Source organism: Pantoea sp. GM_Pan_4, from assembly GCF_026541005.1.
In the GTDB taxonomy this organism is placed as follows: Bacteria; Pseudomonadota; Gammaproteobacteria; order Enterobacterales; family Enterobacteriaceae; genus Pantoea; species Pantoea dispersa.
The window spans coordinates 280185-305993 of record NZ_JALNUZ010000001.1 but is presented as its reverse complement, the minus strand read 5'-3'; the positions used below and the strand labels follow the sequence as shown (position 1 = coordinate 305993).

Below are 25809 nucleotides of genomic sequence, written 5' to 3'. Positions count from 1 at the left end.
CTCTATGAACGCACGTCATCAGCACATTATTCAACTGGTCAGCGAGCGCGGCAGCGTCAGCGTCAATGAACTGGCGCAAACCACCGGCGTTTCGGAGGTGACGGTGCGTCAGGATCTGAACCTGCTGGAGAAGGGTGGCTTTCTGCGCCGCGTGCACGGTTCCGCCGTGGCACCGGAAAGTGATGACGTAGGCGCGCGCATGCAAACCCGTTTTGCGGTGAAAAAACGCCTGGCGGAGTACGCCGCCGGGCTGGTTAACCCCGGCGAAACGGTGTTTATTGAAGGCGGCAGCACCAATGCGCTGCTGGCGCGAGAGCTCAGCCATCGGCAGGACATCACCATCATCACCGTCAGCCATTACATCGCCGGACTGCTGCGTGAGCAGGGCGGCGATGTGATTATTCTCGGCGGGCTGTTTCAGAAAAGCAGTGAGTCAGTGGTCGGGCCGTTAACGCGGCTGTGCATTCAGCACCTCAACTTTCATAAGGCGTTTATTGGCATTGACGGCTGGGATGAGGCGACCGGTTTCACCAGCCGCGACATGCTGCGCTGCGATGTGGTGAACGCCATCATGGAAAAGCCTACCCACACCGTCGCGCTCACCGACTCCTCCAAATTTGGTCAGATTCATCCCTATGCGCTGGCGCCGCTACAGCCGTTTAAGCAGGTGATCACCGACGCGGAACTTGCCGCAGGCTGGCAGCAGCAGCTGCGTGCGCAGTCGCTGCTGCTCAGTCTGGTTTAACCTTTATTGCGTTTAACCTATCCCTCAGGCTTAGCGTAATCAGCCATTGATTGCATCGCCGCATCTTTCATGTAATAAATAAAGTTACATGAAGGCAACCAATCGGGACAATGATGACGCAAAATACCAACGATATCTTCAACGAAGAGTTTGCGCGGCAGTACGACGCGTATAACGGCAAACATCAGCCAATCGCCGATAATCTGCATCTGCTAATTTCACTGGTGCTGGACAACGCGCCGCCGCAGGCGCGGGTGCTGTGTGTGGGCGTCGGGACCGGCAGCGAAATTATCCGGCTGGCGCAGCAGCACCCGAAATGGCAGTTTACCGGTGTCGATCCTTCACCGGACATGCTGGCGGTCTGCACAGAAAAACTCAGCGCCGCCGGGATACGGGCGCGCTGCCAGCTGCATCAGGGCTACCTTAACGACGTACCGGTTACCGCCGATTACGATGTGGTGCTTTGCCTGCTGGTGACGCATTTTATCCAGCATCCGCAGCGGGCGGGTATTTATCAGCAGATGCAGCAGCAGCTGAAACCGGGTGGACGCTTAGTGACGGCAGAAATTGCCGGTGATGTGCAGGATACCGGCTTTGATGAACAACTGCTGTTCTGGAAAACCATGCATGAGAGCGCCAGCGGCAGGGCGCAAAATCTGGATGAGATGAAGCAGATGCTGACGCAGCGGCTGCTGTTGCTGCCTGCTGCCCAGACCGAAGCGCTGATGGCGCAGGCCGGTTTCACGCCGCCGCAGCGCTTCTTTCAGTCGCTGCTGATACATGGCTGGACGGCGCGCAAGCGCTAAACCGCTGAATAAGGTTGAGTGAGCTGACGATTCATGAAGTTAGCAGCGCCTGCGCCGTCAGCTCGTCGGTGATCAAACCGGTGACGAGTCCGCTGGCCAGCACCGCGCGGATCGCCGCCACTTTACTCGGTCCGCCGGTCAGCGCCACGATCTCTGCGCGCTGCGCCAGATCCAGCGGCACCGACAGCGTGCGTGCCGTCAGCGAATTGTGAATCATCTGCCCGTCGGCGGCAAAAAAGTGCCCCAGCAGTTCGCCCACCGCGCCGGCTTCCGACAGGGCGCGGATCTCGGCTGCATCGATCATCCCGGCTTCCACCAGCTGGGCGGCCGGTTCCACGGTGCCAATGCCCACCAGCTTCACTTCACTGTGCGCGGCCATGCTGAACACTTCGCTGACACCACGCTGCGCCAGCAGCACATCGCGATCCTCTTCGGTGTTGGCAAAAAACGGTACCGGCATCATGTAGGCCTGCGCACCGGTTTTTTCGGCGATGCGATGCATCACGTCATGCGGATTGAGCGCGTAGTTGCGCGTCAGGCAGCCGAGCAGGGAGACAAAGCGCAGGTGCGGCGCGTCGATACGTGCCAGCTGGTGAATCGCTGCCGACAGCGTCCGGCCGTGGCCGAGACCCAGCGTGATCGCCGGCGTGGAGGCCAGAAGATTACGCAAATAGTCGGCACCGGCCATGCCCAGCGCGCGCACCGGCAGGCCTTCTTCGCCGAGATCGGGTGCCACCTGACAAAAGTTCAGGCCGTAGCGGCTGCGCAACTGCTCTTCCAGCGTCACGCAGGCGACAATCGCGCCGTCGATGGTGACTTTCACCGCGCCTTCGGCCACCATGCGCGCAATCAGCCGATGGGTTTTCACCGACGGCAGGCCGAGCCGTTTGGCCACTTCAGCCTGCGTCAGGCCGCCGACATAGTGCAGCCAGGCCGCCCGCAGGGCCAGAGAGTCATCGCGTTCAGCGGAAGTCGGTGCGGATTTCATCGGGTTGTCCCTGTCTGGTTGAGGGGTGCTGCGGGCTGACGAAAGCCCTCAGCACGACATGCTCACGCGAGATGCAAATCCTGCACCCCGGTATCAATATGGTCGGCCCAGAACGCCACGCTTTCAGCAATCTCCGCCACCACATTGCTGTCGGTGGGTTCGCGCTCTTTGAAGCTTAGCTCGAGGCAAATCTCGTTATCCTGCGCGCCGCCGCGCGCCAGCGCCTCAAGCAGCGGCTGCGGCTGAATGCGACCGCCGGCATTGTACTGCAATGTAAAGGGCCTGTGCCCGCCTTTATCCATCATGCTCTGCTTTATATGGATGATGGGCGAAAAGCGCGGCACCGCTTCAGCCCACGCGTAAGGATCGTAGTCACGCGGATCGTCAGAGGTGACATCGCCATGATCGATATCCGCCATCATCCACATCGGCAGGGCAAACTGTGCCGCGCTCAGCCGCTGCTGCAGCGCCATACAGGCGGGAATGGTTTCGCCAAATTCGCGTCCGACGCTCATCGGTTCCCAGAACAGGTAACGCAGACCGGCCGCTTTGGCGTGTTCCGCCACTTCCGCCCAGCAGTCAATGGCGATGGCAATCAGCGCTTCACGCCGCGCCGCATCGTTAAAATCCCGTTGAGTGAAGATGGCAAACTGCGAGCCCACCGCGACGCCGCCCAGTTCCGCGGTGATGTCGGCAAAGGTCTTGAACCAGTCAATGTAGTAGCGACGTACCGCCGCATCCGGATGACCAAAATGGTTGAGGCGGCCATACGGGCCGGTCATGCCGGAGGTGACGCGCACGCCGGTGGCACGCAGCGCCTGCTGCATGCGGCGCGTCATGTGGCTGAGGGTGGCGGCGGGCCAGCCGGGATTGATAAATTCATGCGTCAGCTGCAGATCGCGAATGCGGATCTGCTGCGCCACGGTGTGAATCAGATCGCCGGGATCGGCGAAGCGGTTCACCAGCGGATTGGTATTCAGCGAAAGCGTTAATGGCATGCGGCACCTCTCAGCCAGCGTGGGCGCGCAGCGGCGCGGCAGGGTGGAAAGTCTGTTCGAACCACTGGCTGAACGCGGTGCGCTGTGCGGCGCTCAGGTGCAGCTGATGTTTGGTGCGACGCCACAGGATATCTTCCGGCTGCTGCGCCCATTCGTACTGCACCAGATAGCGCACCTCGGCCTCATACAGCTGGCCGCCAAAATGCTCACCGAGATCGCTCAGCGCGCTGGCGGTGCCCAGCAGCGTGCTCATCCGCGCACCGTACAGACGCGCATAGTGCTTGCGCAGCGGCTGCGGCAGCCACGGCCAGCGCGTTTTGATCTCTTCCAGGAAGCTGTCAAAATCGGCATGGGCGATCTCGCCGCCCGGCAGCGTGGCACTGCGCGTCCAGTCCGCGCCCATGTTGGGGAAAAACGGCGCCAGCTGTTGCAGCGCATGCTCGGCCAGCTTGCGGAACGTGGTAATTTTGCCGCCGAACACGTGCAGCAGCGGCGCATCCTGTTGATTATCCAGGTCGAACACATAATCCCGCGTCACCGCCGAGGGATTGCCTTTGCCGTCGTCAAACAGCGGCCGTACGCCGGAGAAGCGGGTAATTACATCGCTGGCGCGCAGCTTAACCTTGAAGTAGCGATTCACCACGTCAATCAGATACTGCTGCTCGCTATCATCCGCACTGACATCTTCCGCTTTGCCCTGCCAGGGAATGTCGGTGGTGCCGATTAACGCTTTATCACCCTCATAAGGATTGATAAAAATCACCCGCTTGTCGGTGTTTTGCACCAGATAGGCCTGCTGGCCCTCCCAGAATTTGGGCACGATGAGGTGCGAGCCTTTCACCAGCCGCACGCTGCGCTGGCTTTGCGTGTGGCTAACCTGATTGACGATATCCAGCACCCACGGCCCGGCGGCATTCACCAGCGCGCGGGCGAACACCGTGCGCTGCGCGCCGCTGGCCTGATCCTGCAGGGTAATCTGCCATTTGCCCGGCAGACGCTGCGCTGACACGCAGCGGGTGCGCGGCAGAATGGTGGCGCCGCGCTCGGCGGCATCCAGCGCATTGAGCGTCACCAGCCGGGCATCGTCGACCCAGCAATCGGAATACTCAAAGCCTTTCTGGTAGCTGTCCAGCAGCGGTGCGCCTTCAGGATCGCGCGTCAGATCGAGCACGCGCGTGCCCGGCAGTTTTTTGCGTCCGCCAAGGTGGTCATAGAGAAATAGCCCCAGCCGCACCAGCCACGCCGGGCGATCGGACGGGCTGTGCGGCAGCACAAAGCGCATCGGCCAGATAATGTGCGGCGCCGCGTTCAGCAGCACCTCGCGTTCAATCAGCGCCTCGCGCACCAGGCGGAATTCGTAGTACTCCAGATAGCGCAGGCCGCCGTGCACCAGTTTACCGGAGCGTGAGGAGGTGCCTGCGGCAAGATCGTCTTTTTCACACATCATCACCGACAGCCCGCGCCCGGCGGCATCGCGCGCGATACCGGCACCGTTAATGCCACCGCCGATCACAAACAGATCCAACGTGTTGTCACTCATGCGTTACTCCTTAAAACTGTTTAATGCCTGCCAGGCGGCAGGAAGATCGCGGCGGATCTGCTGATACTGGGGGAACAGCTGCTGGTAGCGCTGCATCAGCGCAGGCGACGGCGCTTCGGCGTCGTCCAGCAGCGGGCGCACCCAGCGTTCAACGCACTGCGCCATGTCCGGATACGCGCCAATCGCCACCGCTGCCATCATGGCCGCACCCGCTGCGCCGGCTTCCTCGCGCTGGCTGATGCGCACCGGCGCGCCGATACAGGCGGCAAGGATTTGCCTGAGCGGCTGCGATCGCACCGCACCGCCGGTAAGGCGAATTTCTCCCGGCAGCGTGGCGCCCATCGCCTGATAACAGTCGCGAGCTGCCATGCCGATGCCTTCAATCACGCCGCGCACCAGGTCGCCAAAGTTGTGCTGGTAGTTAAGGCCGGTGAAACTGGCGCGCGCATCGGCGTTGACAAACGGTCCGCGTTCACCGGCCAGTGAAATGTAAGGATGGAACAGCAGGGTGCCCGGCTGCGCGTCGTTGAGCCAGCGATCGATCTGCTGCACCAGCCGCGCATGATCGGTTTCACAACCAAAGCTGCTCAGCAGATCGCTGGCCACGTTCAGCAGCCAGTCGAGATTGAGCGTGGAGGCCATGTTGGTTTGTACCTGAGTGACATAACCTGGCCACGGCAGCGGGATCACGTAGCCGGTTTGCGCCGGGTTGAGCCATACCTCGTCAATGGTGACGCTGCGCAGATGCACGCCGGTTGAGCCGACAATCGAACAGGCGGTATTGGCTTCACCGGTGTGCACCCCGGCACCGAGCGCGGTCATCGCCATATCGACATAGCCGAGACACACCGGCGTGCCAGCCAGCAGGCCGGTTTGCCGGGCGGCGTCAGCGGTCAGGCCATGGGTGATTTGCGTGCCGTCGATAATCTCCGGCAGCAGGTGGCGCCGGTGGTTAAGCCCCAGCGCGTCAATCACCGTATCGTCGTAGCGCTGGTGGCGATAGTTGCCAAAGGTAAAGCTGGCTTCAGACGGGTCGGTGGCGCGCACACCGGTCAGATTGAGATAGAGCCAGTCCTTGCAGTGCAATGCCACTTCGGTGCGCGCCAGCAGTTCGGGATAGTGCTGGTCCATGTGCGCCAGCTGCGCACCCTGCTGGCAGGTGTTAAGACCGGTGCCGGTGGCCTGAAAGCGTGCGGCGGCCAGCGGCTGCTGATTGAGTTTTTCCACCGTGGCGGCGGCGCGGGCATCCAGCCAGATCCACGCATCGTCCACCGGCTGATTATCAGCACCGACCAGCCAGCTGCCGTCGCCCTGGGCGGTCACCGCCACGGCCACCACGCGCGCCGCCAGATTCTCCACCCGATCGCCGAGCTTGTGAATCGCACTGACCGCATCTTGCCAGGTTTGCGTCATTGACTGCTGGGCGGCACCGCCTGCGCTGCGGTAATAGCGATTGCGCGCCGACGCGCACGCCAGCTGGTTACCTTCCAGATCAAACGCCACCGCTTTAACCACCGAGGTGCCGGAATCCAGACCCAGAATGATATCGCCACTCTCCACATACACCTCCGTTCGCTGCTCCCGGAGCGGGAACCCCTGTTTGGTTTATCCGCAGCCTTGTTAATGAGCTGTGATGATTTTGCTAAATACTGTCTTACACCACTTCTCATGGAGATAACATATCTGATGTATTATTTTTCCCAAAAAAGAATAAATTTCACACCGGATGGCGAGTTCGATCACAAAATCAGCGGGGATTGCGGATGCACCTGCACACTGTGAAAGGTTTTTAATGATTGTATTAAAGGGGTTTTTAAACGGATTTGGGGTGATTGCAGGCAAATAAGCGATCCAGATCGCGCTGTGCGAAAAATTGCGCGCCACCTGTTGACAATTTAGTCACAACAGCACAATTCTCATCACACAAGTTATCACATTTATAACATTGCACAGCGATGAATATCGTCGCTGTTCACCCTGAGAGGTCACGTTATGTCCGAGGTCTCAATCTTAACGCAGCAGCTGGCACGCAAACGTCGGCGGCGCTACACGCTCAGCGGTGTGGTGATCGTGGCGCTGGTAGCCGCCATGGCGCTGGATACCAAAGTAGTGCGCATCGGTTCGGCAGACGACGCGCGTCAGCAGGGCTTCTCCGCAGACAGCTACGGGCAAAAAACCTTTCCCGGCATCCAGCAGGATGTTGAAGCGCGCGCGGTGGATGCCGCCACGCTTGCGGCCGCACTGAACAGCGATCGGCAGCAGGCGGTGGCCAGATACGGTGTCGGCTCGCCGCTGCCGGTGCTGCCGGTCAAACTGCAGGGCGTGGTGCAGCCGGGGCAAATGGGTGTTTTCCCGTTACAGGTCGCCGGTCTGCCGGCGGGCACGCAGCTGCGGTTGCAAACCGGCCCGGCGATTACCGGCACCGATCTGCGTGATGCCAGCGGCAAAATTCAGTTTGGTGATTTTACTAATCAGATCGAATACCAGAACGCCGGGGCGGCGATTAACCGTGCCATGAAAGCGGCGGTGCTGGAGAAACTGGACCGCGACGCGCTGCCGGGCAAAACCGTGCAGGTGGTCGGCGTGTTCCGTCTGCTCAGCCCGACCAACTGGCTGATTACGCCGGTGCGCGTGGAGGTGCAATGAAACCGTTCAACGTCAATCCGGCGCTGCTGAAAGGAGAAGTGATTCTGCAGGCGCGCAACGTCAGCAAAGTGTATGGCTCCACCCATGCGCTGAAAGGCGTCAATTTTGAAATCCGCCGCGGCGAAGTCACCACGCTGTTCGGTGAAAACGGCGCCGGTAAATCGACGCTGATGAAAATTCTTTCTGGCGTGATTACGCCAACATCCGGGGAAATTCTGTTAAACGGCGAAGCAAAGGTGTTCCGTTCGGCCACCGAGGCGCGCGACTGTGGTATCTCGATTATTCATCAGGAGCTGAATCTCGCGCCCAACATGAACGTGCGCGACAACATTTTTATGGGGCGCGAAATCATGCGGCCCGGCGGGGTGGATTACGCCGAAGAGGCGCGGCTGACCCGCCATCTGATGGCGGCGCTGGAGGAGGAGATTGATCCGCTGACGCCGGTGGAGAACCTGCGTCTCGGGCAGCAGCAGATTGTGGAAATCGCCCGCGCGCTGTCGGTGAATTCACAAATCCTGATCATGGATGAACCGACCTCGGCGCTCAGCGCGGCGGAAGTGGCGGTGCTGTTTCAGGTCATCCGCGATCTGACCAGTCAGGGCGTGGCGATTGTGTATATCTCACACCATCTGGAGGAAGCACTGGAGATCACCGATCGCGCTGTGGTGCTGCGTGACGGCGTGATGACCGCTTATGCCCGGCGCGACGAGATCGACCTCGAATGGATCGTGCGCAACATGGTGGGAGAGCACTTCGACCTCGGTTCACCGCCCGGCGGCTATGCCTTCGGCGGTGACGCGCTGACGGTGCAGGCGTTAACCGTGAAAAGCAAAACCGGCATCCGGCTGGTGGATCAGCTGTCGCTGACGGTGCAGGCAGGTGAGATTGTCTGCATTTATGGCCTGATGGGCGCGGGGCGCACCGAGCTGCTGGAGTGTCTCGCCGGACGGCTGAAGCAGAGCAGCGGGCACATCCTGCTGCAGGATACCGAGATCTCCGCGCTGTCGCTGTCGCAGCGCATCAAAATGGGGCTGGCGCTGGTCCCGGAGGATCGCCAGCGCGACGGGCTGGTGCAGACCATGACGGTGGGCGAGAACCTGTCGCTGGCCAGCATCAGCGAGTTTGTGCGCGGACTGGTGCTGTCAACGCGACGGGAGAAACAGCTGATTAGTGACAGCATTCGTAACGTGACGGTCAAGACTGCCGGCGGTGAGGCGGCTATCGGTTCCCTGTCCGGCGGCAATCAGCAAAAGGTGGTGATCGGCAAAATGCTCGCCACCCGACCCAAAGTGATTCTGCTGGATGAACCGAGCCGCGGCATCGATATCGGTGCCAAAGCCGAAGTGTTTCGTCTGCTGGCGGAGAACGCCAGCAAAGGGCTGGCGGTGGTTTACACCACCTCAGAAGTGGGCGAGTGCCTGAGTATCGCGCACCGCATCGTGGTGATGAGTAAAGGGCGCATCTCGGCCATCTTCGACGCCAGCGTGAGCAAAGAACGCATTATGGCCGCTTCGGGCGAGTCTCTGGTGGCATGACATGAAAAACGGAGCAAACGGTATGACTGACAGAACCCAAACGCTGGATAGCGCACCGCGGGTGGCGAAACCGGCCAGCAGCAAGCGCCTCAATCTGGCGCGGCTGCTGCTGGAAGGGCGTGCTTTTATTGCGCTGCTGGTGATTATCGCCACTTTCTCCCTGCTATCGCCCAACTACTTTACCGGTGCGAACTTCCTCACCATGGCGTCGCATGTGGCCATCTTCGGTTTGCCGGCGATCGGCATGCTGCTGGTGATCCTCAACGGCGGGATTGATTTGTCAGTCGGCTCGACGCTGGGCCTGGCCGGGGTGATGGCCGGCTTTATGATGCAGGGCATCAACCTTGAAGCGCTTGGCGTGGTGCTCTATCTGCCAGTGTGGGCGGTGGCAATTCTGACGCTGGTGCTGGGCGCGCTGGTAGGGCTGGTCAACGGCGTGCTGATTGCGATTTTTCGCGTCCCGGCGTTTGTCGCCACGCTCGGCACCATGTATGTGGCGCGCGGTATCGCGCTGCTGATCACCAACGGTCTGACCTACAACAAACTATCCGGCAGCGAAGCGCTGGGCAATACCGGTTTCGACTGGCTCGGTTTTAACCGCCTGTTCAACATCCCGGTCGGTGTGCTGGTGCTCGGCGCAGTGGCGCTGGCCTGCGGTTTCCTGTTGAGTCGCTCGGCGTTTGGCCGCTGGCTGTATGCCTCGGGCGGTAACGAGCGCGCCGCCGATCTTTCCGGCGTGCCGGTGAAACGCATCAAAATCAGCGTCTACGTGCTGTCGGGTATCTGTGCGGCGATGGCCGGGCTGGTGCTCTCTTCGCAGCTGACCTCCGCCGGTCCGACCGCGGGCACCACCTACGAGCTGACCGCCATTGCAGCGGTAGTGATTGGCGGTGCGGCGCTGACCGGAGGACGCGGTAACGTGCGCGGCACGCTGCTGGGCGCGTTCGTGATTGGCTTTCTCTCTGATGGCTTAGTGATTATCGGCGTTTCTGCCTACTGGCAGACGGTGTTCACTGGCGCCGTGATTGTGCTGGCGGTATTGCTCAACACCCTGCAATACGGCCGGCGCGGTCGCTAACCCTGTGCGCGCTGGCCGGCTGGCGCGCGAGTAACCGTAAAACAAACCTGTACCCTAATAATAACGGAGCACCTATGTTCAATAAACGTCTGTTTATCGCCGCCGCCGCGATGGCCATCTCCACCTTTGCCTTACCCAGCTGGGCCAACAACGGCCTGATGACCATCATCGTCAACGATCCCTCCAACCCTTACTGGCTGACTGAGGGCCAGGTCGCGCAGAAGGCGGCGGAGAAGCTGGGCTACAGTGCCAAAGTCAGCGCGCACAAAGGGGATACCAACACCGAAAGCCAGCTGATTGATACGGCGATCACCAATAAATCGAAGGCGATCATTCTCGATCCGGCTAACGCCGACGGCTCGATTGGATCGGTGAAGAAAGCGATTGCCGCCAATATTCCGGTGTTTGTGATCAATGCCGAACTGAATCAAAGCGGGCTGGCTAAAGCGCAGCTGGTGTCGAATAACGCGCAGGGTGCGGCAGTAGGCGCGATGGAGTGGGTGAAGCAGGTGGGTGACAGCGCCAGCTATGTCGAGCTGGTGGGACCGCCGTCGGATAACAACGCCGCCACGCGCGCCAACGGTTTCGATACCGTGCTGTCTCAGTACCCGACGCTGAAGAAAGTCGGCCAGGAAGTGGCGAACTGGGATCGCACCCAGGGCTTCAATAAAATGCAGTCACTGCTGCAGGCTAATCCGAACATCAAAGGGGTGATCAGCGGTAACGATGAGATGGCGCTGGGTGCTATCGCTGCGCTGAAGGAAGCCGGCAAACTCAGTCAGGTGAAAGTGGGTGGGTTTGACGGTTCACCGGATGCGGTCGACGCGGTTAAAGCCGGTACGCTGGCCTATACCGTGATGCAGCCGGTAGCGCAGTTTGCGCAGAAGGCGGTAGAGCAGGCGGACACTTTCCTCAAAACCGGCAAAACCGGCGTAGCACAGGAGAAGCAGCTGTTTGACTGTATTCTGATCACCAAAGACAACGCCGGTGATTTCGTTTCGCCGTTTGTCCTGAAGCAGTAAGTCAGATTACCGATGGCGGCATTCTGGCCGTCATCGGTTGCCTGCTGCGCGCCTGATTTGCAAAAGAAACGTTTACGCGCTGTAATCAAAGCCGAAACTGCATTTCCGCTTCACTTTCCGGACGAAACATGGCGCATAACCCGCAAGAGACCTCCGCTGGTCACTTCCTGAATGAAACCTTACCGGGCGACAGCCGTCAGGCGCGTCAGCTGGCACGACGCCAGCTCATAGCCGAAGCCGTGATGGCCGAAGGCGCGGTACGTATCGAAGATATTACCGAGCGTTTCGGGATCAGCCTGATGACCGCCCATCGCGATATTGATGAGATGGTTGAGCGCGGGCTGCTGCATAAATCACGCGGCGTGGTCTCTGCCACACCAACCAGCCTGGTGGAATCCAGCGATCTCTACCGTGCCACGCGCCAGCTGGAAGAGAAGCAGGCGATTGCCGAAGTGGCCGCTGGCTACCTTGAACCCGGCCAGGCGCTGTTTCTGGATGATTCCACCACCGTGCTGCAGATGGCGCGGCTGCTGCCGGCCAAAGCGCCGCTCACGGTGATCACCAACTCGCTGACGTTAATGAATGAATTACGTAACGGACGCGATATCACTCTGATGGGTCTCGGCGGCCAGTTTCATCACTGGTGTAACGCCTTTATGGGACGCATGACGCGAGACGAAATCGCCAGCCTGCGCGCCGATGTGTTTTTTGTCAGCATGTCGGCGATTATTGATGATGCGGTGTTTCATCAGTCGGCCGAGACGGTGGAGACCAAGCGCGCCATGTTTGAGGCAGCGCAGAAGCGCATCCTGATGATGGATAACACCAAGTTTGAGCGGCGCGCGCTGCATCGCTTTGCTCACCTGAGCGAGTTTGATGTGGTGATTGTTAATCAGGGCACGCCGGTGCCGGTGCTGCGTCGCCTGCAGGAGCTGGGGGTGAATGTGGTGGTGGCACCGATGAAAACCGGGCAGGGACGCACAGAGGCGTAATGCCCGGTTTGCGCCTTAGCCAAGGCCGATGAAGAAGCCGGCAATGGTGGCGCTCATCAGATTGGAGAGCGTTGCGGCGATCAGCGCGCGCAGGCCCAGCCGCGCGATTTCCGGGGTGCGCTCTGGTGCGACGGCAGAAAAGGCGCCGACCACCACGCCAATCGAACCAAAGTTAGCAAAGCCGCACAGGGCGAACGAGACGATGGCGATGGTTTTGCCGTCGAGCGCGCCCGTCTGATGCAGATAAGGTGAAAAGCTGATGTAGGCAACAAACTCGTTCACCACCAGTTTCTGACCTATCAGACTGCCCGCCAGCGCCGCATCGTGCCACGCCACGCCCATCAGCCACGCCAGCGGGGCCAGCGCGAAGCCGAGTATTCCCTGCAGGCTGATGTCGCCGTGACCAAACCAGCCGCCGATGCCGCCGAGTATGCCGTTGAGCATCGCGATGATACCGACAAACGCCATCACCACCGTCGCCAGACCGGCGGCTATTTTCATCCCGGTAATAGCTCCGCTGGCGGCGGCTTCAATCAGGCTGCGTGCTGGCGTGTCGCTAAACGACAGGTGGGTAAAAGTCACCTGCGACGCTTCCGTTGCCGGACTGAGCAGGCGGGCGAACAGAATGCCGCCGGGAATGGCCATCAGCGAGGCGGCCAGCAGATATTCAATCGGTACCCCCAGCCCGGCATAGCCGAGCATAGTGGAACCGGCTATTGAAGCCATGCCGCTGCAGATGGCGGTGAACAGTTCGTTGCGATTGAGACGGTTGACGAAGGGTTTGACGATGGCCGGGATCTCATTCTGGCCGAGGAAAATGGTGGTGACCGCCACGAAGGATTCGATCTTACTGATATTAAGCGCGCGCTGAAAGATGCCGCCCAGCAGGCGAATGATGGCGCCCATCACGCCAATATAGTAGAGCACGCTAACCAGCGCGGTGATAAAGATGATGGCCGGCAGAACGTGAAAAGCAAACACAAAGCCGGCGCCGTTAAACACCTTGTCCATTTGTGGTCCGGCCAGCGCGCCAAATAGAAACGCGCTGCCCGCATCACTGTAAGCCAGCGCCTGATGCACGCCGCTGGCGACTTTTTCCGCCAGCCATTTGCCCGGCGGCAAATAGAGGATCGCGCCGCCGAGGGCAATCTGAATCAGTAACGCGGCACCGGTGGTGCGCAGACTGATGTGTTTTTTATTTACTGACAGCAGAAACGCGATCGCCAGTAATACCACCATACCCAGAACACTTCTCATTATATCCATCATGATATTTCCTGATGTCAGCCTGGTGAGGTTGCATAGCGGTATGGGCGACCACTTTCTGCCCATATTGTGGGGTTAAAGGATTAGCGGTACCTGCGCACGCAGTCTTCGACTAAATCCCAGAACCAGGCGGTATCCAGCGTGATGCCCACTTTGATGTTTGCCGGTTTCCCCAGCACACCCAGCGCATCACACACCGTGCGGCCATAGCAGGGACCGCTGTTGACATCGATTTCGACAAACATCGGCTGAACGTTGAAGGCATCCGGATTAATCAGATAGGCGACGCAGGTGGCGTCATGCACCGGGCCGCCCGCCAGACCGTAATTGTCGTGCTGGGTTTTCAGCGTAAAATTCATCATATCGCTGAACAGCTTGCCGGCAGGGCCGCCAGCCTTTTCCATGCGGGTAATGATGTCCGGCGTGCACACCGTCTGGTGCGTTAAGTCGAGGCCCATCATCACCAGCGGGGCGCCGGCGGTAAATACCACGCGCGCGGCTTCCGGGTCGGCAAAAATATTAAACTCCGCCGACGGGGTAAAATTACCGGTGCCGTAAGCGCCGCCCATCAGCACAATTTCACGGATTTTAGGAATGATTTTCGGCTGCATGCGCATCGCTACTGCAATATTAGTGAGCGGGCCGACCGGCACCAGCGTGATATCCCCGTCGCTGTTCATCAGCGTATCGATAATAAAGTTCACCGCGTGCTTTGTTTCCGCTTTACGTGTCAGCGGGCCGAACACCGGGCCGTCAAGACCGGTTTCGCCGTGAATATTATCGGCGACGATCTGCTGGCGCATAATCGGCTGCGGCATGCCGGCATAAACTGGCGTGTCGATATTCAGCGTCTGGCAAACGTTCAGGCCGTTAACCAGCGTTTTGTCCAGAATTTGATTGCCCGCCACGATACTGATGCCGAGTAATTCAATCGCCGGATGTTTTGCGGCCAGCATGATGGCGATGGCATCATCATGACCGGGATCACAGTCCAGAATAATTTTACGTGCTGTCATGGTTTACTCCTCAGCTTTTTTATTTATCACCTTAATTTCATTGCAGAAATTTTCCGGTGCGGTAGGGTAGAGGCCTTCACCTTAGCAGCGGCGTGACACGCCAGAGTATGAGAAATCTCATAGTGGACATCGAATGATGAAAGAAATAAATAATGACGCGCTAAAGCAGCAGTTAATAATGGCGTCCGGCTATTGCGATAAATTTTCAGCCGATGTGATCCCGCACACACATTTATTTCATATTCTTGCCGGGGACTATATTGTGCGCGAGGGCGCTCTGCCGGCGTATATGTTTTATCTGGCGCGCGGTCGCACCAAACTGTATGTCACGCTGGCCAATGGCCGTATTTCGCTGGTGGATTTCTTTAATGCGCCCTGTTTTATTGGCGAGATTGAAGTGCTGGATGAAACGCATGCTTCACGCGCGGTGCAGGCGATTGAAGCCTGCTGGTGCCTGGCGTTGCCGGTGAAAACCTGCCGCACGCTATTGTTAAATGATGCGCAGTTCCTGCGCCACGCCTGCCTTGGCCTGGTGAAAAAGAATTTCCGCAATATTGTCACCTCAACGCGCAATCAGGCGTTTCCGCTGGTTAACCGGCTGGCGGCCTTTATCCTGCTGACTCAGCATGACGGTGTGTATAAAGAGAAGCATACGCAGGTAGCGGAGTACCTTGGTGTGACCTATCGCCACCTGCTGTATGTGTTTGCGCAGTTCAGCGCAGAAGGGGTGCTGCGTAAGCAGCAGGGGGGTTATGCTATCGGTAACCGCGCGGCGCTGATGGCCTTAGCCGAAGAGATGGAGCCCGGCGCAGCGCTGCCGGGTCACTGAGGTTTATGCGCCCTGGCGGGTGACCGCCAGCACGATTTCCCGCACGCAGACCGACTGCGGCTGCGAATAGGCGTAATCGATGGCGCTGGCCACATCGTCTGCGCTGAGCACTTTGCCGCCCATTTCGGCTTTCCACGCGTGATAACCGTCCTTGATTGCTTCGCTGGTGGTGTGACTCAACAGCTCGGTTTCAACTGCGCCCGGCGCGATAACGATCACGCGTACATTGTGCGGCGACAGCTCTTCGCGCAAGTTCTCTGACATGCCATGCACAGCGAATTTAGTGCCAACATACACCGCGTGATTAGGAAACGTCTTCCGTCCGGCCACTGAGCTGATATTAATGATCGTGCCCCTTTTACGGTCAATCATGCCTGCGGTGACCGCCTGCACGCCATTGAGCAGGCCTTTCACGTTGACGTCGAACATCTTGTCCCATTCGCCGGCATCCTGTTGTTCAATCGCGCCGAGCAGCATCACGCCCGCATTGTTAATCAGCGCATCGACCGGGCCAAACTGCTGCTCAGCATCTTGCACTGCGGCGGTAAATGCGTGGCGATCGGTCACATCAACCGCGCGGCACAGGGCGTTGGGCAGATTCAGTGCCGTCATACGATCGATACGGCGAGCCAGCAGCAGCAGGGCATGTCCACGCGCCGAAAGCAGTTTCGCCGTGGCAAGACCGATACCGGAGCTGGCACCGGTGATGACGATTAAAGGTTTAACATTCTGCGTCATAATGACTTCCTCATAGATAAAATTAATGGCGAAGCTGAGGCGTGCACTTTAAATCGCGCAGCGATTGGTGAAAAATGGTTTATTTCTTTCGCCGATATAATGATTTTCTATGGATAAGCGACAGCTAAAAGCTTTTATCTGCGTGTTTGAAGAGCGCAACATCACGCGCGCCGCACAGTTACTCAATCTGACGCAGCCCGCGCTCTCGGCCACGATCAAACTGCTGGAAGAGGAGCTGGCCACCACGCTTTTTATCCGCAGGCCGCGCGGCGTGGAGGTCACGGAGGACGCTCGCGTCCTTTATCCGCAGGCGCGCAAGATGCTCAGCGATATGCAGGCGCTGGTCACACGCTTTCGCCAGCCGTCGGATTGCCTGCCGCTGAAGATTGGCGTCGAAGGGGATGTCGCGCCCGCCCAGCTGGCGCAACTGCTGACGGCCATCCGGCAACATTTTCCCACGGTGCTGCTTAACGTCGAGCCCGGTTGCGTGGGCGATATCCGGCTGGCGTGTGAAAGCCTGCGCTGCGAAGACGAGCTGTTTATGCCGCTGTTTGAAGAGCACTACGTGCTGGCGTATCCCGCCAGTCATGCGCTAAGTCAGCTGGAGACGCTGACCCATGACCAGTTGCATCCGCTGCCGTGGGTGATGGTGCCGACTGATGAGTCGCATCAGCGGCTGCTGCCGTTTTACGGTGCGGGTGCGGCCGCGGCCAACGCCGGCAGCTACGCGCTGGCGCTGGATCTGGCGGAAGCCGGCTTTGGCGTCACCATTGCGCCGGCGCCGCTGGTTGCCGCGCGGCATCGCCTGGCCTGGCGCGCTTTACCCGGTCAGCCGCTGATGCGGCGTGTCGGCATTTGCTATGCGGTTCAGGCGCAGGCCAATCCAGCGGTAGAACGGGTGCTGGCATACTTCAGCCACGGCATTTCTTTGCGAACGTTATGATAGATCCGGTGCGCTGCCAGGCGCATCGGATCAAAGCGGATTAGCGCGGATTCATCATGTCAAATATGGCGTCAAAATTGCCGTCGCGTTCGGCCCAGCGCCGCGCATGGTCACGCTCCAGCAGCAGTTCGCCGCGCGCGACCGGGCCATTTTCCAGCATCTGCAGAATCTGCACTATATAGTCGTCCAGCTGCATGGCGCGGGGATCGTTAAGCTGTTGATCGCCGGTCAGCGCCGTCTGTAAATACGGCGGCAGCATTTCCAGCACCTCGACCGGGGTATTACGCAGCTGATGACGCAGCGAAACCAGCCAGGAATGCAGAAAAGCTTTGCTGGCGCAGTAGGTGGGAAAACTGGCCAGCGGCAGGAAGGCCAGCGCGGAACTGGTTGCCATCAGCGTGGCCTGCGGCTGACGGCGCAGCAGCGGTAAAAAAGCGGCGGTGACGCGAATCACACCGAGAATGTTGGTCATCACGATTTGCTCAGCAATATCACTGGTCCATTCGTCTGCCGTCACCGTTTCCGGCTGTGAGATACCGGCGTTGGCGATCAGCACGTTGATATGCGGGAACTGCGCGTGAATCGCTGCGGAACAGCGGGCGAGGGCGGTGGCGTCATTAACGTCCAGAGCAAAACCGGTAATGGCCGGGCGCTGGGCGGTGATCTCATCGAGCAGCGCCTGACGTCTGCCGGTGATAATGACGCGGTTACCGCGATCGTGAAAAACCTCGGCCAGCCGGCGGCCAATACCGCTGGTTGCGCCGGTGATGAGCAGGGTGTTGTTGGTCAGTTTCATAGTGTGCCTTGTCAGTCAGAGAATGAAAGGCCACGTGCAGTGATGCACTGCTAGCTATCCCGATAAACAGGATGCGTAGAAAGCGTGAACGATGCCGTGGCGCTGTTCCGGTTTTCCTCTGCGCAGAGGCCCATTCCGGTTCAGGGCGCGTTGGATGACGGTAACGCCCACGGCAAGTCAGAAGTGAGATGCGCGCTTACTATATAGCGAGCCGGGGAGGGATGTCTATCCTGTCGTCCTGTTCCTGCAGACAGTGGCGTTTCGTTTTCTGACCATGATCAGTTATGCTGATTTGTATTAAAAATCATAAAGGAATTATAAAGTGCGCACCCGCGATTCGGCTCGTTTGCTTATTATAAATCCTCTTAATCAGGTTTTATTATTCTGGTTTAAGCATAAAAATAATGCCCTGTCAGGCAGAGAATACTGGGCCACACCCGGCGGAGGCGTTGAACCGGGAGAGACTTTTGAACAGGCAGCTATCAGAGAGCTCAGAGAAGAAACAGGCTTTTATGTCGATGATGTGGGTCAGCCATTAACTGAGCGTATTTTTGAAATGACGCTTCCCAGCGGTGAGGTGGTTTTGGCAAATGAACGATTTTATTTAATTAAAGTTGGAGATGAAGATATCCGTACCAGTGGTTGGACTGAAAATGAAAAGTTAGTCATTGATAGTTATCACTGGTGGGATCTTACTGAGCTGCGAAACACTCGCGACGTCGTTTATCCAACAAATATTGCTGATCTCTGCGCATTGTCGGATTAATTACGCGACGTGTCATAGCGTTGAGCGTATGAATCTATCATTGCCGCTTTCAAATGGAATCTTATTGCAGGTGATCAGAGTATGTTCAGTGGAGCCGACACATGCTCAGGAAAGCAAAGTTTGAAGCATGAACTCACGGCAATGCTTGCAGAATTGATACAGGTATTTCAGGATTTTCAGCAGGTAGCCTAAAGCGGCCTGGTCAGCTTAGCTCACAGCGATCAGGTCAGCTTTGCCTCTGTGATCAAATGGCGCATAATGTATATTATGTTAAATAGGGTGTCCCGTCAGGTATCGCAATCCTTCAGTTTCGCCCTTCACGCCTCTTACCAGGCCCACAACGCATTCCACCACGGCTTCAGTGAAAACTTATCCCACCAATCTGTTTGATGGACACTACGGCGTTATCCTGGTGCGCATCAATGCGCACCCTACAGCTGACTGCCCGGTTAGCTTCGCACTTTGTGGCTTTAATCATGTCTTTAGCTCATCCAACATGACAACGCTACGTGAAAACTTCCCGGTTATCCCTCAGCGCTTTTGTCAGATTTCACGTAGCGCGATCGGTCTGTTTGCTGGATACCACTCACGAGTAACTTTGGTGCGCATCAATGCGCACCCTGCAATGCTACTCCGCACTGCACAATCGCAGGGGCGCCATTCATGGCGACCGAACCCGGCGCCGTCAGCGGATTGCCAGCCTCATTTATCTTTAAAATAATCTTCCGGCATTTGTCCCGGCGGCATGTTGATTACGGCATCATTATCCGGACCTTCATTCTTCATGTAGGTCACTTTGGCAAACTCAGGAATCACTACGTACGGATACGCAGGCCCTTCATCACGGAAACGATGCATATCTTCGATAAATTCATTCTGATAGCAGATGGTTTTTTCTGGATGCTGTCCTTCGCCGGCAATCCACTGCGGGAAAAAGATGGTGCCGTGAATCACCTTACGGTTGATATCAAACAGCAGACTGACGCAGGTGCCGGTCGGCTCGTGCCAGTCGACTTTATAAATGCCCGGTGCAAACTGCACCGCATTCATGCTTTGATTGGTCACCCAACGGCCACCAACCAATCCCTGATGGATACGATAATCACAGGTCGTCGCGTTGCGCGCGTACCACTCATATTTCCAGCCATTATCATAGGTATAAACGAAATGTGTCCCGACAAACGCAGACAAATCTTCGGAAAATTCATCCGTTATCATGGTGTTATCCATTATTTTACCTCATCAGCAGTTTGTTGAAGCAGGAATAGTAAGTTATAGCGCCTGTGAGAAAACCAGACGGCAAATTAACAAAAAAATCCGCTTCCTGAGCGTGCAACCAGCTTGACAGTGCCCGTCCCCTGCTCTTTTATCTCCTCTGTACGCCGGGCCAGCTGTCGCTGTTACATTCTGAAGGCGTCGTCTGGCCGTTTTCCTGCTAAATCTCGCTGCAATCTTTGCAACAGCGAGGTCAAACGTTCGGCGATGTAATCGGTAAATTCTGCCCGTCCCAGCGTTCTGGCAAATACCTGCTGGGGTATGAAACGGCGCATCTCGTTGTAAAAATGTCCGTCTTTGACGATGTTTTCGATACCAGCCAGCCGCTGTTTTAATAACTTTTCATAGTCAGGAATCCGGTAATCCTCGATTTTTTGCCGAATCCAGCCCACATCATACGCAGCGCCTTGCTGCATCAGCCAGGGTAAATCCCAGACATCGCGGTAACGAAGGTATTTGGTGGTCGCAACCAGGGAAATGAGCTTGTCACTCATGATCTCGTCGAGACTTTCACACATCACCAGCGTATCGCTGTAGCCATCCGGCAACACCGGATAATTGCGGCTCAGCGGTAACGGTTTGCGACTGTAAGCGGGAATATTAGCAACTTCGACCTTGATGCGTTGCTTAGGCATATCGCGCTTTTCGGGTGCCGTCGTCACGGAGACCTGCCATTTATCGACTCTGATCTCTTCATAGCCCGGCTGGCGGCGAAGTTCTGCCGGCTCTTTGACCGTAACTTCTAAACCGTAACGCGTGCCGAGATAGTCTTCGATACAGACCTTCATGTTTTTTAAATCTGCACCGGAAAAGTTGATGCCGCCGGCGAAATCCAGGTCCTCGCTAAACCGATTGCCGTCATAACATAGCCGCAAAGAGGTACCGCCCTGAAACGTCAGATTTTGCAGCAGACCCGCTTTATCCAGACAGTAAAGGATGTCGTAGTGTAAAAGCTCTTTTTCCACTACGTTACGCATACCCTCGAGTTGCGCTGAAGCCATGGCCTTAGCGACCAGTTCAGTGAAACTGACTTTCTGATTCATCGTTCGTTTCCGCCTCATCAATCAGATGCGTATTACGCCCCACCCGACGTAAATCGCGCAGTGCGGCTTTTTTGGTTGCCAGGCGCAAAGGTGACTCGCCCAAAATGGTGTCCTGCAAAATTTGTTCAGGCGATCGTTTGGTATGCGTGAATTCGATCACGCCATAAGGCGTAATGTGTTCTTCAGAACGGCCCGTGGTCATAACGGTAAGACGCCCCATCGGGATTTGTGAAATTACACCGTAAGCCGATAACGCCGATTCCAGGCTCAGGTAGCTGTATTCTCCTCTGCGCAACGTCTGTACGATTCTTTCCAGCGTGTAAGCGTCTTTACTTCTCGCATAGGCGTAAACATAGACGCCACGGCTGGCACGCTGCAGGATGCCGTCCTTCACCAGACGGTTCAGGCCAGCATTGAAAGCTTTGTCACTGTCGTCATAAAAAACTTTGGCTAAATCACGAACAGCAAAGACATAGCGCCCCTGCCTGTCAAACGCGTTAAGCCGCTCGATTGCCGTCATTTTGTTCATATAAGTCTACGGAAAAACCACATTTATAGAGTATTCATGTGTACATGATTTGCCCTGCACTTTCAAGTGCACATGAATACCAGCAATAAGTAGTATTCGAGTGAACTTAGTCCACCCACTTCAAATCGGAAAACCCTTCGTCGATGTTACCAAAATCGCATGCCGGTTAAATGCAGGGTTCTGGCGATGCCACCAACGGCGATCAACGCCAGCACAATGCCCAACCCCGCCATCGCTTCAAATCCAAGGTGCCTGAACAGCAGATAGCCGACAACGCAGCCGGACAGAAATGAGAAAATCGTGACCAGATGAGTAAAAAGCACGGTTCGGTGGCCATCGCGATCGGCAGCCTCGCTTTGACTGAAGGATGCGCGTAGCCAGGATCCCAGCGCGATGCCGGCGTCGGTCAGTGTGCCGGTCACGTGCGTGGAGCGAACACGACCGGAAGAAAGCTGGGTTGAGGTTGAGTTATGGATGCCCATCAGCAGACTCAGCGTAACCAGTATTTCGCCATTGTTTCGTTCGGAATACCACAGGATTTCTACCAGGGAAGTCAGCAGCAGGAAAATACCCTCTGCCAGCAGCACCAGACAGTAAATGGTGCGCAGATTCCGCTTCAGGCCGTAAGCTACCGTCAAACGCGCCAGCATGGCACCACAGACAAAAGCAAAAATCAGCACGGCCAGAAACAGCAGATCGTGCAGGTCAGAACCATTCACCTCTGCCGAAATTTGCGAGGTATTGCCGGTCATATGGGAAGGGAAAAAACCAAATGCGCCAAACGCCATGGCGTTGAGGATACCGGCCGTGGTGGCCAGCGTTAACGCCAGCAGGCGGTCTTCGCTGTGAGAGCGGATTTTCTTCTTGCGCAACAGCATAATCTATTTAGTACTCCTTTGAGAGATTCTCGGGTTGGTCGGGTCTCATCCTTATCAAGCATAGCGGCTATGCTCCGACTCACGGCTAATCCTCTGCTTTTATTACTTTTAAATCCTCCGCTGCCACATCGTGTCGCTGTCATTTTTTTGTCATTTCCACGTCAGCGGAATGTTGGTCCCCGGCGCTTACAGTGGTGCATGAACCCCGATTAATTATGAGGATCGATCATGACATTACGCAAAATCACGGCGCTGACGGCGCTGGTAATCTCAGCCCTGAGTGCCGGACTGGCGCACGCCGATAGCGCTGCCGCGCCGCAGGAAGTAAAAAATATTGTGCTGGTCCATGGCCTGTACGCTGATGGCTCCAGCTGGGGCAAAGTCATCCCACTGTTGCAGGCGAAAGGTCTGCACGTCACCGCGGTACAAAACCCAACGACGTCGCTGAATGATGACGTGGCGGCGGTGAAACGCGCGCTGGCACAGCAGGATGGACCGGTGATTCTGGTTGCGCACTCCTACGGCGGCATGGTTATCAGTCAGGCGGGCGATGAACCTGAAGTGAAGGGGCTGGTGTACATCGCAGCGCGCGCGCCGGAGGCCGGTGAAGATTATCCGGCGCTCACCAAAAAGTTCCCTGCAGCACCGGTTGCCGCTGGCCTGAAGTGGCGTGACGATGGCTTTGGAGCGCTCAGTGAACAGGCGTTTATCCATGACTTTGCCGGCGATCTGCCAGAAAGCGAAGCGCGGGCTTATTACGCCGTTCAGCAGCCGATGGGTAAAGCAATTACCCAGGCGAAAACCAGCGTGGCGGCCTGGCATAGCAAACCGAGCTGGTATGCGGTGTCGACGGAGGATCACACTATCAATCCGGATCTGCAGCGCTTTATGGCGAAACGCATGCATGCGCAGACCATCGAACTCAAGGCCAGCCATGTGTCGCTGATTTCCCAGCCGCAGGCGGTGGCAAATCTGATCATGAAAGCCGCGCACGTACCAGGGTATTGAGCGCACCCTTACCGGGTGCATGTTTGATAGCGGCGCAATTTATTGCGTGATAAATCGCGCCGCTAGAAAGGGTGCGCGCCCTGCCTCACGAATGCGCTGGAGGACTCTTGATATCCAGTTCATAAACCACACAGGGCTGGTCGTAATGCTGCTCGATACCGCGATAGCGCATACCTAGCCGCTGCATCACCCGATGGGATGCAAGGTTTTCCGGATGTGCCACCGCCACCAGATAATCCACGCCAATCTGCCCGGTAGCAAACTGCACAATCGCCGTGGCGGCTTCGGTGGCATATCCTTTACCCTGACTGCTGCGCAACAGTCGCCAGCCAATTTCCAGCGGCGCCTGTTCCTGATGGGCCAGATGCTGCAGACAAGCCGCTCCGACGATGTCATCGCTGCTCTTCTCGCGCAGCGCCCACCAGGAAAAACCATAGCGCTGCCAGCGTTGCTGCACGCGCTCAATGGTCGCCAGCGTCTCGTCCTCGCTCTTCACCTGTCCCTCGTTGATATAACGCATGATTTCCGGGTCATCATCCATCGCGCGCAAGCCGGCGAGGTGGCTTAGCGCAAAGGGTTCCAGTCGTAAGCGTTCTGTTTCAATCACTGCCTGCATGATTCCCTCCCCGGGTTGTCCTGATCGCCACAGTTAATGGGTCTGTAGTTAGCGCATCATCGCCTTTGTGCGCGTCCGTTACCGGACAATCTCCTGACATTAACGGACAACATTGCCAGCGTCATCACAATTTCCAATGACCGGTCAGCTTGTAACCTCATCAACCTCGTGACAATATCGCTACATGTATATACATGTATGTTTCGTGACATTTACCACTGACTAACAAGAAAAATCAATGACTAACCACCTTTAGCCGTTCCAGCGAGGAAACTATGTCCGCTCAGATACCTGCCGCAGATTATTCAGGCGCAGAGAAACAGCGCCTGTCAGAAACACGTTCTATTGATTACATCCCGCTCAGCGAGCGTCACGGGCATCCGTTTAGCCAGTTCACGTTGTGGTTTGGTGGCAATTTGCAGATTACCGCCATTGTTACCGGTGCGCTGGCGGTGGTGCTGGGTGGCGATGTGGTGTGGTCGATTGTCGGTCTACTGGTGGGACAGATTGTCGGCGCGGCCATCATGTCGCTGCACGCGATTCAGGGCCCGCGGCTTGGCCTGCCGCAGATGATCACCAGCCGTATGCAGTTTGGCGTGTTTGGTGCGGTGATCCCGCTGGTGCTGGTGTGCATTATGTATGTGGGCTTCTCGGCCAGCGGCACGGTACTGGCCGGCCAGGCGCTGGCGAAGCTGGTCAACGTCAGCAATGCAGCCGGCATGATCATTTTCAGCGCCATCATCATTGTGATTGCGGTGCTTGGCTATCGGGTGATTCATAAACTCGGCAAAGTGGCCAGCGTCATCGGCGTGCTGGCGTTTGTTTACCTGTTCATCACCCTGCTCTCCAGCCACGATTTAGCGGCCGTCTGGCAAAATCAGCACTTCAGCGTTGCCAGTTTTCTGCTGGCGGTATCGCTCTCCTCGTCATGGCAGATTGCGTTTTGCCCTTATGTGTCGGACTACTCGCGCTATCTGCCGGTGGATGTCTCCGCGAAAAAGCTGTTCAGTTCGGTGTTTTTTGGCACCGTGCTGGGCACGCAGGCATCCATGACGCTTGGCGTCATTGTGGCAGCGATTGCGGGTAAAGCGTTCTCCGGTAATGAAGTGGGCTACATCGTCGGGCTGGGCAGCAGCGCCACTATGGCGATGGTTATCTACTTCGCCATCTGCTTTGGCAAAATCACCTTCACCACGCTCAATGCCTACGGCAGCTTTATGTCGCTGACCACCATTGTCTCCGGTTTTCGCCAGCAAACCGCGATCAGCCGTGGCGGACGTATCCTGTTTGTGGTGCTGATGGTGACGCTCTCCTGCATCATTGCGCTGCTCAGCGAACCGGCGTTTCTCAAATCATTTACCCACTTCCTGCTGTTCCTGCTGGCCTTTTTTGTGCCGTGGAGCGCCATCAGCCTGACGGATTTTTATCTGATTACCAAAGGGAAAGTCGATGTGCCCGCGCTGTCGCAACCGGATGGCCGCTATGGTCGCTGGAACTGGGCCGGCATTATCATTTACTTCCTCGGGGTGCTGGTACAGCTGCCGTTCATTGATAACCCGCTGCATCATGGTTCCCTGACGTGGATTTTTGCCGGCAACGATGTGTCATGGATCATCGGCTGGTTTGTTACCGCATTGCTGTGGCTGGCCGCACGTCGCTTTGATCGACGCGGGAAACTGGCCGACTCGGTTTACCCTCAGTGACGTTGTCACATACTAATGCTGCGGCGCGTGTTTTCGCGCCGCCCTCATCGGCA

The 25809-nt window shown here is 57.3% G+C and carries 25 protein-coding genes; 12 read left to right on the top strand and 13 right to left on the bottom strand.

The window, feature by feature from the left end; translation table 11 throughout:
• Positions 1–4: 4 nt before the first annotated feature.
• Together OXR61_RS01485 and OXR61_RS01480 are read left to right on the top strand one after the other, a co-directional pair.
• Entirely contained in the window at positions 5–745 is a 741-nt protein-coding gene (locus OXR61_RS01485; RefSeq protein ID WP_021506055.1) for a DNA-binding transcriptional regulator YciT, read from the top strand.
• 110 nt (positions 746–855) lie between these two features.
• Positions 856–1551, top strand: a complete 696-nt coding sequence (locus tag OXR61_RS01480; protein ID WP_021506054.1) for a class I SAM-dependent methyltransferase — start codon at positions 856–858, stop codon at positions 1549–1551.
• A 31-nt stretch (positions 1552–1582) separates the two neighbouring features.
• Here OXR61_RS01480 and OXR61_RS01475 read toward each other — a convergent pair whose 3' ends face one another.
• From OXR61_RS01475 to OXR61_RS01460, 4 genes are all read right to left on the bottom strand, one after another.
• A complete protein-coding gene (locus tag OXR61_RS01475) occupies positions 1583–2539 on the bottom strand; it encodes a sugar-binding transcriptional regulator (protein WP_058758545.1) in 957 nt (318 codons plus the stop codon).
• A gap of 62 nt (positions 2540–2601) precedes the next feature.
• Entirely contained in the window at positions 2602–3537 is a 936-nt protein-coding gene (locus OXR61_RS01470) for a TIM barrel protein (protein WP_021506052.1), read from the bottom strand.
• 10 nt (positions 3538–3547) lie between these two features.
• A complete protein-coding gene (locus tag OXR61_RS01465; RefSeq protein WP_021506051.1) occupies positions 3548–5077 on the bottom strand; it encodes a glycerol-3-phosphate dehydrogenase in 1530 nt (509 codons plus the stop codon).
• 3 nt (positions 5078–5080) lie between these two features.
• Entirely contained in the window at positions 5081–6637 is a 1557-nt protein-coding gene (locus OXR61_RS01460; RefSeq protein ID WP_021506050.1) for an FGGY-family carbohydrate kinase, read from the bottom strand.
• 432 nt (positions 6638–7069) lie between these two features.
• On the opposite strand from OXR61_RS01460, the gene OXR61_RS01455 reads away from it, so the two are divergent.
• The 5 genes from OXR61_RS01455 (at position 7070) to OXR61_RS01435 (ending at position 12350) form a co-directional block, all read left to right on the top strand.
• Positions 7070–7723: a DUF2291 domain-containing protein gene (locus OXR61_RS01455; protein WP_021506049.1), complete on the top strand. Its 654-nt coding sequence runs from the start codon at positions 7070–7072 to the stop codon at positions 7721–7723.
• A complete protein-coding gene (locus OXR61_RS01450; RefSeq protein WP_021506048.1) occupies positions 7720–9258 on the top strand; it encodes a sugar ABC transporter ATP-binding protein in 1539 nt (512 codons plus the stop codon). Before OXR61_RS01455 ends, OXR61_RS01450 begins: the two co-directional genes overlap by 4 nt.
• 22 nt (positions 9259–9280) lie before the next feature.
• Complete coding sequence (locus OXR61_RS01445) at positions 9281–10336, top strand: ABC transporter permease (RefSeq protein ID WP_021506047.1); 1056 nt, start codon at positions 9281–9283, stop codon at positions 10334–10336.
• Positions 10337–10410: 74 nt separating this feature from the next.
• Positions 10411–11358, top strand: coding sequence for a D-ribose ABC transporter substrate-binding protein (locus OXR61_RS01440; protein WP_021506046.1), 948 nt, complete (start codon positions 10411–10413; stop codon positions 11356–11358).
• A gap of 128 nt (positions 11359–11486) precedes the next feature.
• Positions 11487–12350 carry a DeoR/GlpR family DNA-binding transcription regulator gene (locus tag OXR61_RS01435; RefSeq protein WP_021506045.1) on the top strand — a complete coding sequence of 288 codons (864 nt, stop codon included), beginning with the start codon at positions 11487–11489 and terminating at the stop codon, positions 12348–12350.
• A 15-nt stretch (positions 12351–12365) separates the two neighbouring features.
• On the opposite strand, the gene OXR61_RS01430 is transcribed toward OXR61_RS01435, so the two are convergent.
• Complete coding sequence (locus OXR61_RS01430) at positions 12366–13616, bottom strand: NupC/NupG family nucleoside CNT transporter (protein ID WP_031279101.1); 1251 nt, start codon at positions 13614–13616, stop codon at positions 12366–12368.
• Positions 13617–13699: 83 nt separating this feature from the next.
• Positions 13700–14632, bottom strand: a complete 933-nt coding sequence (gene rihB / locus OXR61_RS01425; RefSeq protein WP_021506043.1) for a ribosylpyrimidine nucleosidase — start codon at positions 14630–14632, stop codon at positions 13700–13702.
• Between the two features lie 136 nt (positions 14633–14768).
• Here rihB and yeiL point away from each other — a divergent pair, with 136 nt between their 5' ends.
• Positions 14769–15461: a transcriptional regulator YeiL gene (gene yeiL / locus OXR61_RS01420; protein ID WP_031279098.1), complete on the top strand. Its 693-nt coding sequence runs from the start codon at positions 14769–14771 to the stop codon at positions 15459–15461.
• Between the two features lie 3 nt (positions 15462–15464).
• Here yeiL and OXR61_RS01415 read toward each other — a convergent pair whose 3' ends face one another.
• Complete coding sequence (locus OXR61_RS01415; protein WP_021506041.1) at positions 15465–16199, bottom strand: SDR family oxidoreductase; 735 nt, start codon at positions 16197–16199, stop codon at positions 15465–15467.
• Positions 16200–16308: 109 nt separating this feature from the next.
• Here OXR61_RS01415 and OXR61_RS01410 point away from each other — a divergent pair, with 109 nt between their 5' ends.
• Entirely contained in the window at positions 16309–17142 is an 834-nt protein-coding gene (locus OXR61_RS01410) for a LysR family transcriptional regulator (RefSeq protein ID WP_021506040.1), read from the top strand.
• Between the two features lie 40 nt (positions 17143–17182).
• Here the strand turns inward: OXR61_RS01410 and OXR61_RS01405 are convergent, their stop codons facing one another.
• A complete protein-coding gene (locus OXR61_RS01405; RefSeq protein ID WP_021506039.1) occupies positions 17183–17938 on the bottom strand; it encodes an SDR family NAD(P)-dependent oxidoreductase in 756 nt (251 codons plus the stop codon).
• Positions 17939–18260: 322 nt separating this feature from the next.
• Between OXR61_RS01405 and OXR61_RS01400 the strand changes: the two genes are divergently transcribed.
• A complete protein-coding gene (locus OXR61_RS01400; RefSeq protein ID WP_267410494.1) occupies positions 18261–18704 on the top strand; it encodes an NUDIX domain-containing protein in 444 nt (147 codons plus the stop codon).
• 702 nt (positions 18705–19406) lie between these two features.
• On the opposite strand, the gene OXR61_RS01395 is transcribed toward OXR61_RS01400, so the two are convergent.
• The 4 genes from OXR61_RS01395 to OXR61_RS01380 all read right to left on the bottom strand — a co-directional run bounded on the left by OXR61_RS01395 (position 19407) and on the right by OXR61_RS01380 (position 22429).
• On the bottom strand, positions 19407–19922 hold the full coding sequence (locus tag OXR61_RS01395; RefSeq protein WP_031279095.1) for a phenolic acid decarboxylase: 516 nt from the start codon (positions 19920–19922) through the stop codon (positions 19407–19409).
• 182 nt (positions 19923–20104) lie between these two features.
• On the bottom strand, positions 20105–21022 hold the full coding sequence (locus OXR61_RS01390; RefSeq protein WP_021506035.1) for a nucleotidyl transferase AbiEii/AbiGii toxin family protein: 918 nt from the start codon (positions 21020–21022) through the stop codon (positions 20105–20107).
• Positions 20997–21551, bottom strand: a complete 555-nt coding sequence (locus OXR61_RS01385; protein WP_021506034.1) for a hypothetical protein — start codon at positions 21549–21551, stop codon at positions 20997–20999. Before OXR61_RS01385 ends, OXR61_RS01390 begins: the two co-directional genes overlap by 26 nt.
• Positions 21552–21697: 146 nt before the next feature.
• Complete coding sequence (locus OXR61_RS01380; protein WP_021506033.1) at positions 21698–22429, bottom strand: YoaK family protein; 732 nt, start codon at positions 22427–22429, stop codon at positions 21698–21700.
• A gap of 228 nt (positions 22430–22657) precedes the next feature.
• Here OXR61_RS01380 and OXR61_RS01375 point away from each other — a divergent pair, with 228 nt between their 5' ends.
• A complete protein-coding gene (locus OXR61_RS01375; RefSeq protein WP_021506032.1) occupies positions 22658–23437 on the top strand; it encodes an alpha/beta hydrolase in 780 nt (259 codons plus the stop codon).
• 85 nt (positions 23438–23522) lie between these two features.
• Here the strand turns inward: OXR61_RS01375 and OXR61_RS01370 are convergent, their stop codons facing one another.
• On the bottom strand, positions 23523–24053 hold the full coding sequence (locus tag OXR61_RS01370; protein ID WP_021506031.1) for a GNAT family N-acetyltransferase: 531 nt from the start codon (positions 24051–24053) through the stop codon (positions 23523–23525).
• Positions 24054–24328: 275 nt separating this feature from the next.
• Between OXR61_RS01370 and OXR61_RS01365 the strand changes: the two genes are divergently transcribed.
• Positions 24329–25756 (top strand): cytosine permease, encoded by a 1428-nt coding sequence (locus tag OXR61_RS01365; RefSeq protein WP_021506030.1) that lies wholly within the window; start codon positions 24329–24331, stop codon positions 25754–25756.
• The last annotated feature ends 53 nt before the right edge of the window (positions 25757–25809 follow it).

Excerpts from the sequence above, each read along its gene's own strand:
- OXR61_RS01485 (WP_021506055.1), top strand. The coding sequence starts at position 5 with ATGAACGCACGTCATCAGCACATTATTCAACTGGTCAGCGAGCGCGGC.
- OXR61_RS01480 (WP_021506054.1), top strand. The coding sequence starts at position 856 with ATGATGACGCAAAATACCAACGATATCTTCAACGAAGAGTTTGCGCGG.
- OXR61_RS01475 (WP_058758545.1), bottom strand. The coding sequence starts at position 2,539 with ATGAAATCCGCACCGACTTCCGCTGAACGCGATGACTCTCTGGCCCTG.
- OXR61_RS01470 (WP_021506052.1), bottom strand. The coding sequence starts at position 3,537 with ATGCCATTAACGCTTTCGCTGAATACCAATCCGCTGGTGAACCGCTTC.
- OXR61_RS01465 (WP_021506051.1), bottom strand. The coding sequence starts at position 5,077 with ATGAGTGACAACACGTTGGATCTGTTTGTGATCGGCGGTGGCATTAAC.
- OXR61_RS01455 (WP_021506049.1), top strand. The coding sequence starts at position 7,070 with ATGTCCGAGGTCTCAATCTTAACGCAGCAGCTGGCACGCAAACGTCGG.
- OXR61_RS01450 (WP_021506048.1), top strand. The coding sequence starts at position 7,720 with ATGAAACCGTTCAACGTCAATCCGGCGCTGCTGAAAGGAGAAGTGATT.
- OXR61_RS01445 (WP_021506047.1), top strand. The coding sequence starts at position 9,281 with ATGACTGACAGAACCCAAACGCTGGATAGCGCACCGCGGGTGGCGAAA.
- OXR61_RS01440 (WP_021506046.1), top strand. The coding sequence starts at position 10,411 with ATGTTCAATAAACGTCTGTTTATCGCCGCCGCCGCGATGGCCATCTCC.
- OXR61_RS01435 (WP_021506045.1), top strand. The coding sequence starts at position 11,487 with ATGGCGCATAACCCGCAAGAGACCTCCGCTGGTCACTTCCTGAATGAA.
- OXR61_RS01430 (WP_031279101.1), bottom strand. The coding sequence starts at position 13,616 with ATGGATATAATGAGAAGTGTTCTGGGTATGGTGGTATTACTGGCGATC.
- rihB (WP_021506043.1), bottom strand. The coding sequence starts at position 14,632 with ATGACAGCACGTAAAATTATTCTGGACTGTGATCCCGGTCATGATGAT.
- yeiL (WP_031279098.1), top strand. The coding sequence starts at position 14,769 with ATGAAAGAAATAAATAATGACGCGCTAAAGCAGCAGTTAATAATGGCG.
- OXR61_RS01415 (WP_021506041.1), bottom strand. The coding sequence starts at position 16,199 with ATGACGCAGAATGTTAAACCTTTAATCGTCATCACCGGTGCCAGCTCC.
- OXR61_RS01410 (WP_021506040.1), top strand. The coding sequence starts at position 16,309 with ATGGATAAGCGACAGCTAAAAGCTTTTATCTGCGTGTTTGAAGAGCGC.
- OXR61_RS01405 (WP_021506039.1), bottom strand. The coding sequence starts at position 17,938 with ATGAAACTGACCAACAACACCCTGCTCATCACCGGCGCAACCAGCGGT.
- OXR61_RS01395 (WP_031279095.1), bottom strand. The coding sequence starts at position 19,922 with ATGATAACGGATGAATTTTCCGAAGATTTGTCTGCGTTTGTCGGGACA.
- OXR61_RS01390 (WP_021506035.1), bottom strand. The coding sequence starts at position 21,022 with ATGAATCAGAAAGTCAGTTTCACTGAACTGGTCGCTAAGGCCATGGCT.
- OXR61_RS01385 (WP_021506034.1), bottom strand. The coding sequence starts at position 21,551 with ATGAACAAAATGACGGCAATCGAGCGGCTTAACGCGTTTGACAGGCAG.
- OXR61_RS01380 (WP_021506033.1), bottom strand. The coding sequence starts at position 22,429 with ATGCTGTTGCGCAAGAAGAAAATCCGCTCTCACAGCGAAGACCGCCTG.
- OXR61_RS01375 (WP_021506032.1), top strand. The coding sequence starts at position 22,658 with ATGACATTACGCAAAATCACGGCGCTGACGGCGCTGGTAATCTCAGCC.
- OXR61_RS01370 (WP_021506031.1), bottom strand. The coding sequence starts at position 24,053 with ATGCAGGCAGTGATTGAAACAGAACGCTTACGACTGGAACCCTTTGCG.
- OXR61_RS01365 (WP_021506030.1), top strand. The coding sequence starts at position 24,329 with ATGTCCGCTCAGATACCTGCCGCAGATTATTCAGGCGCAGAGAAACAG.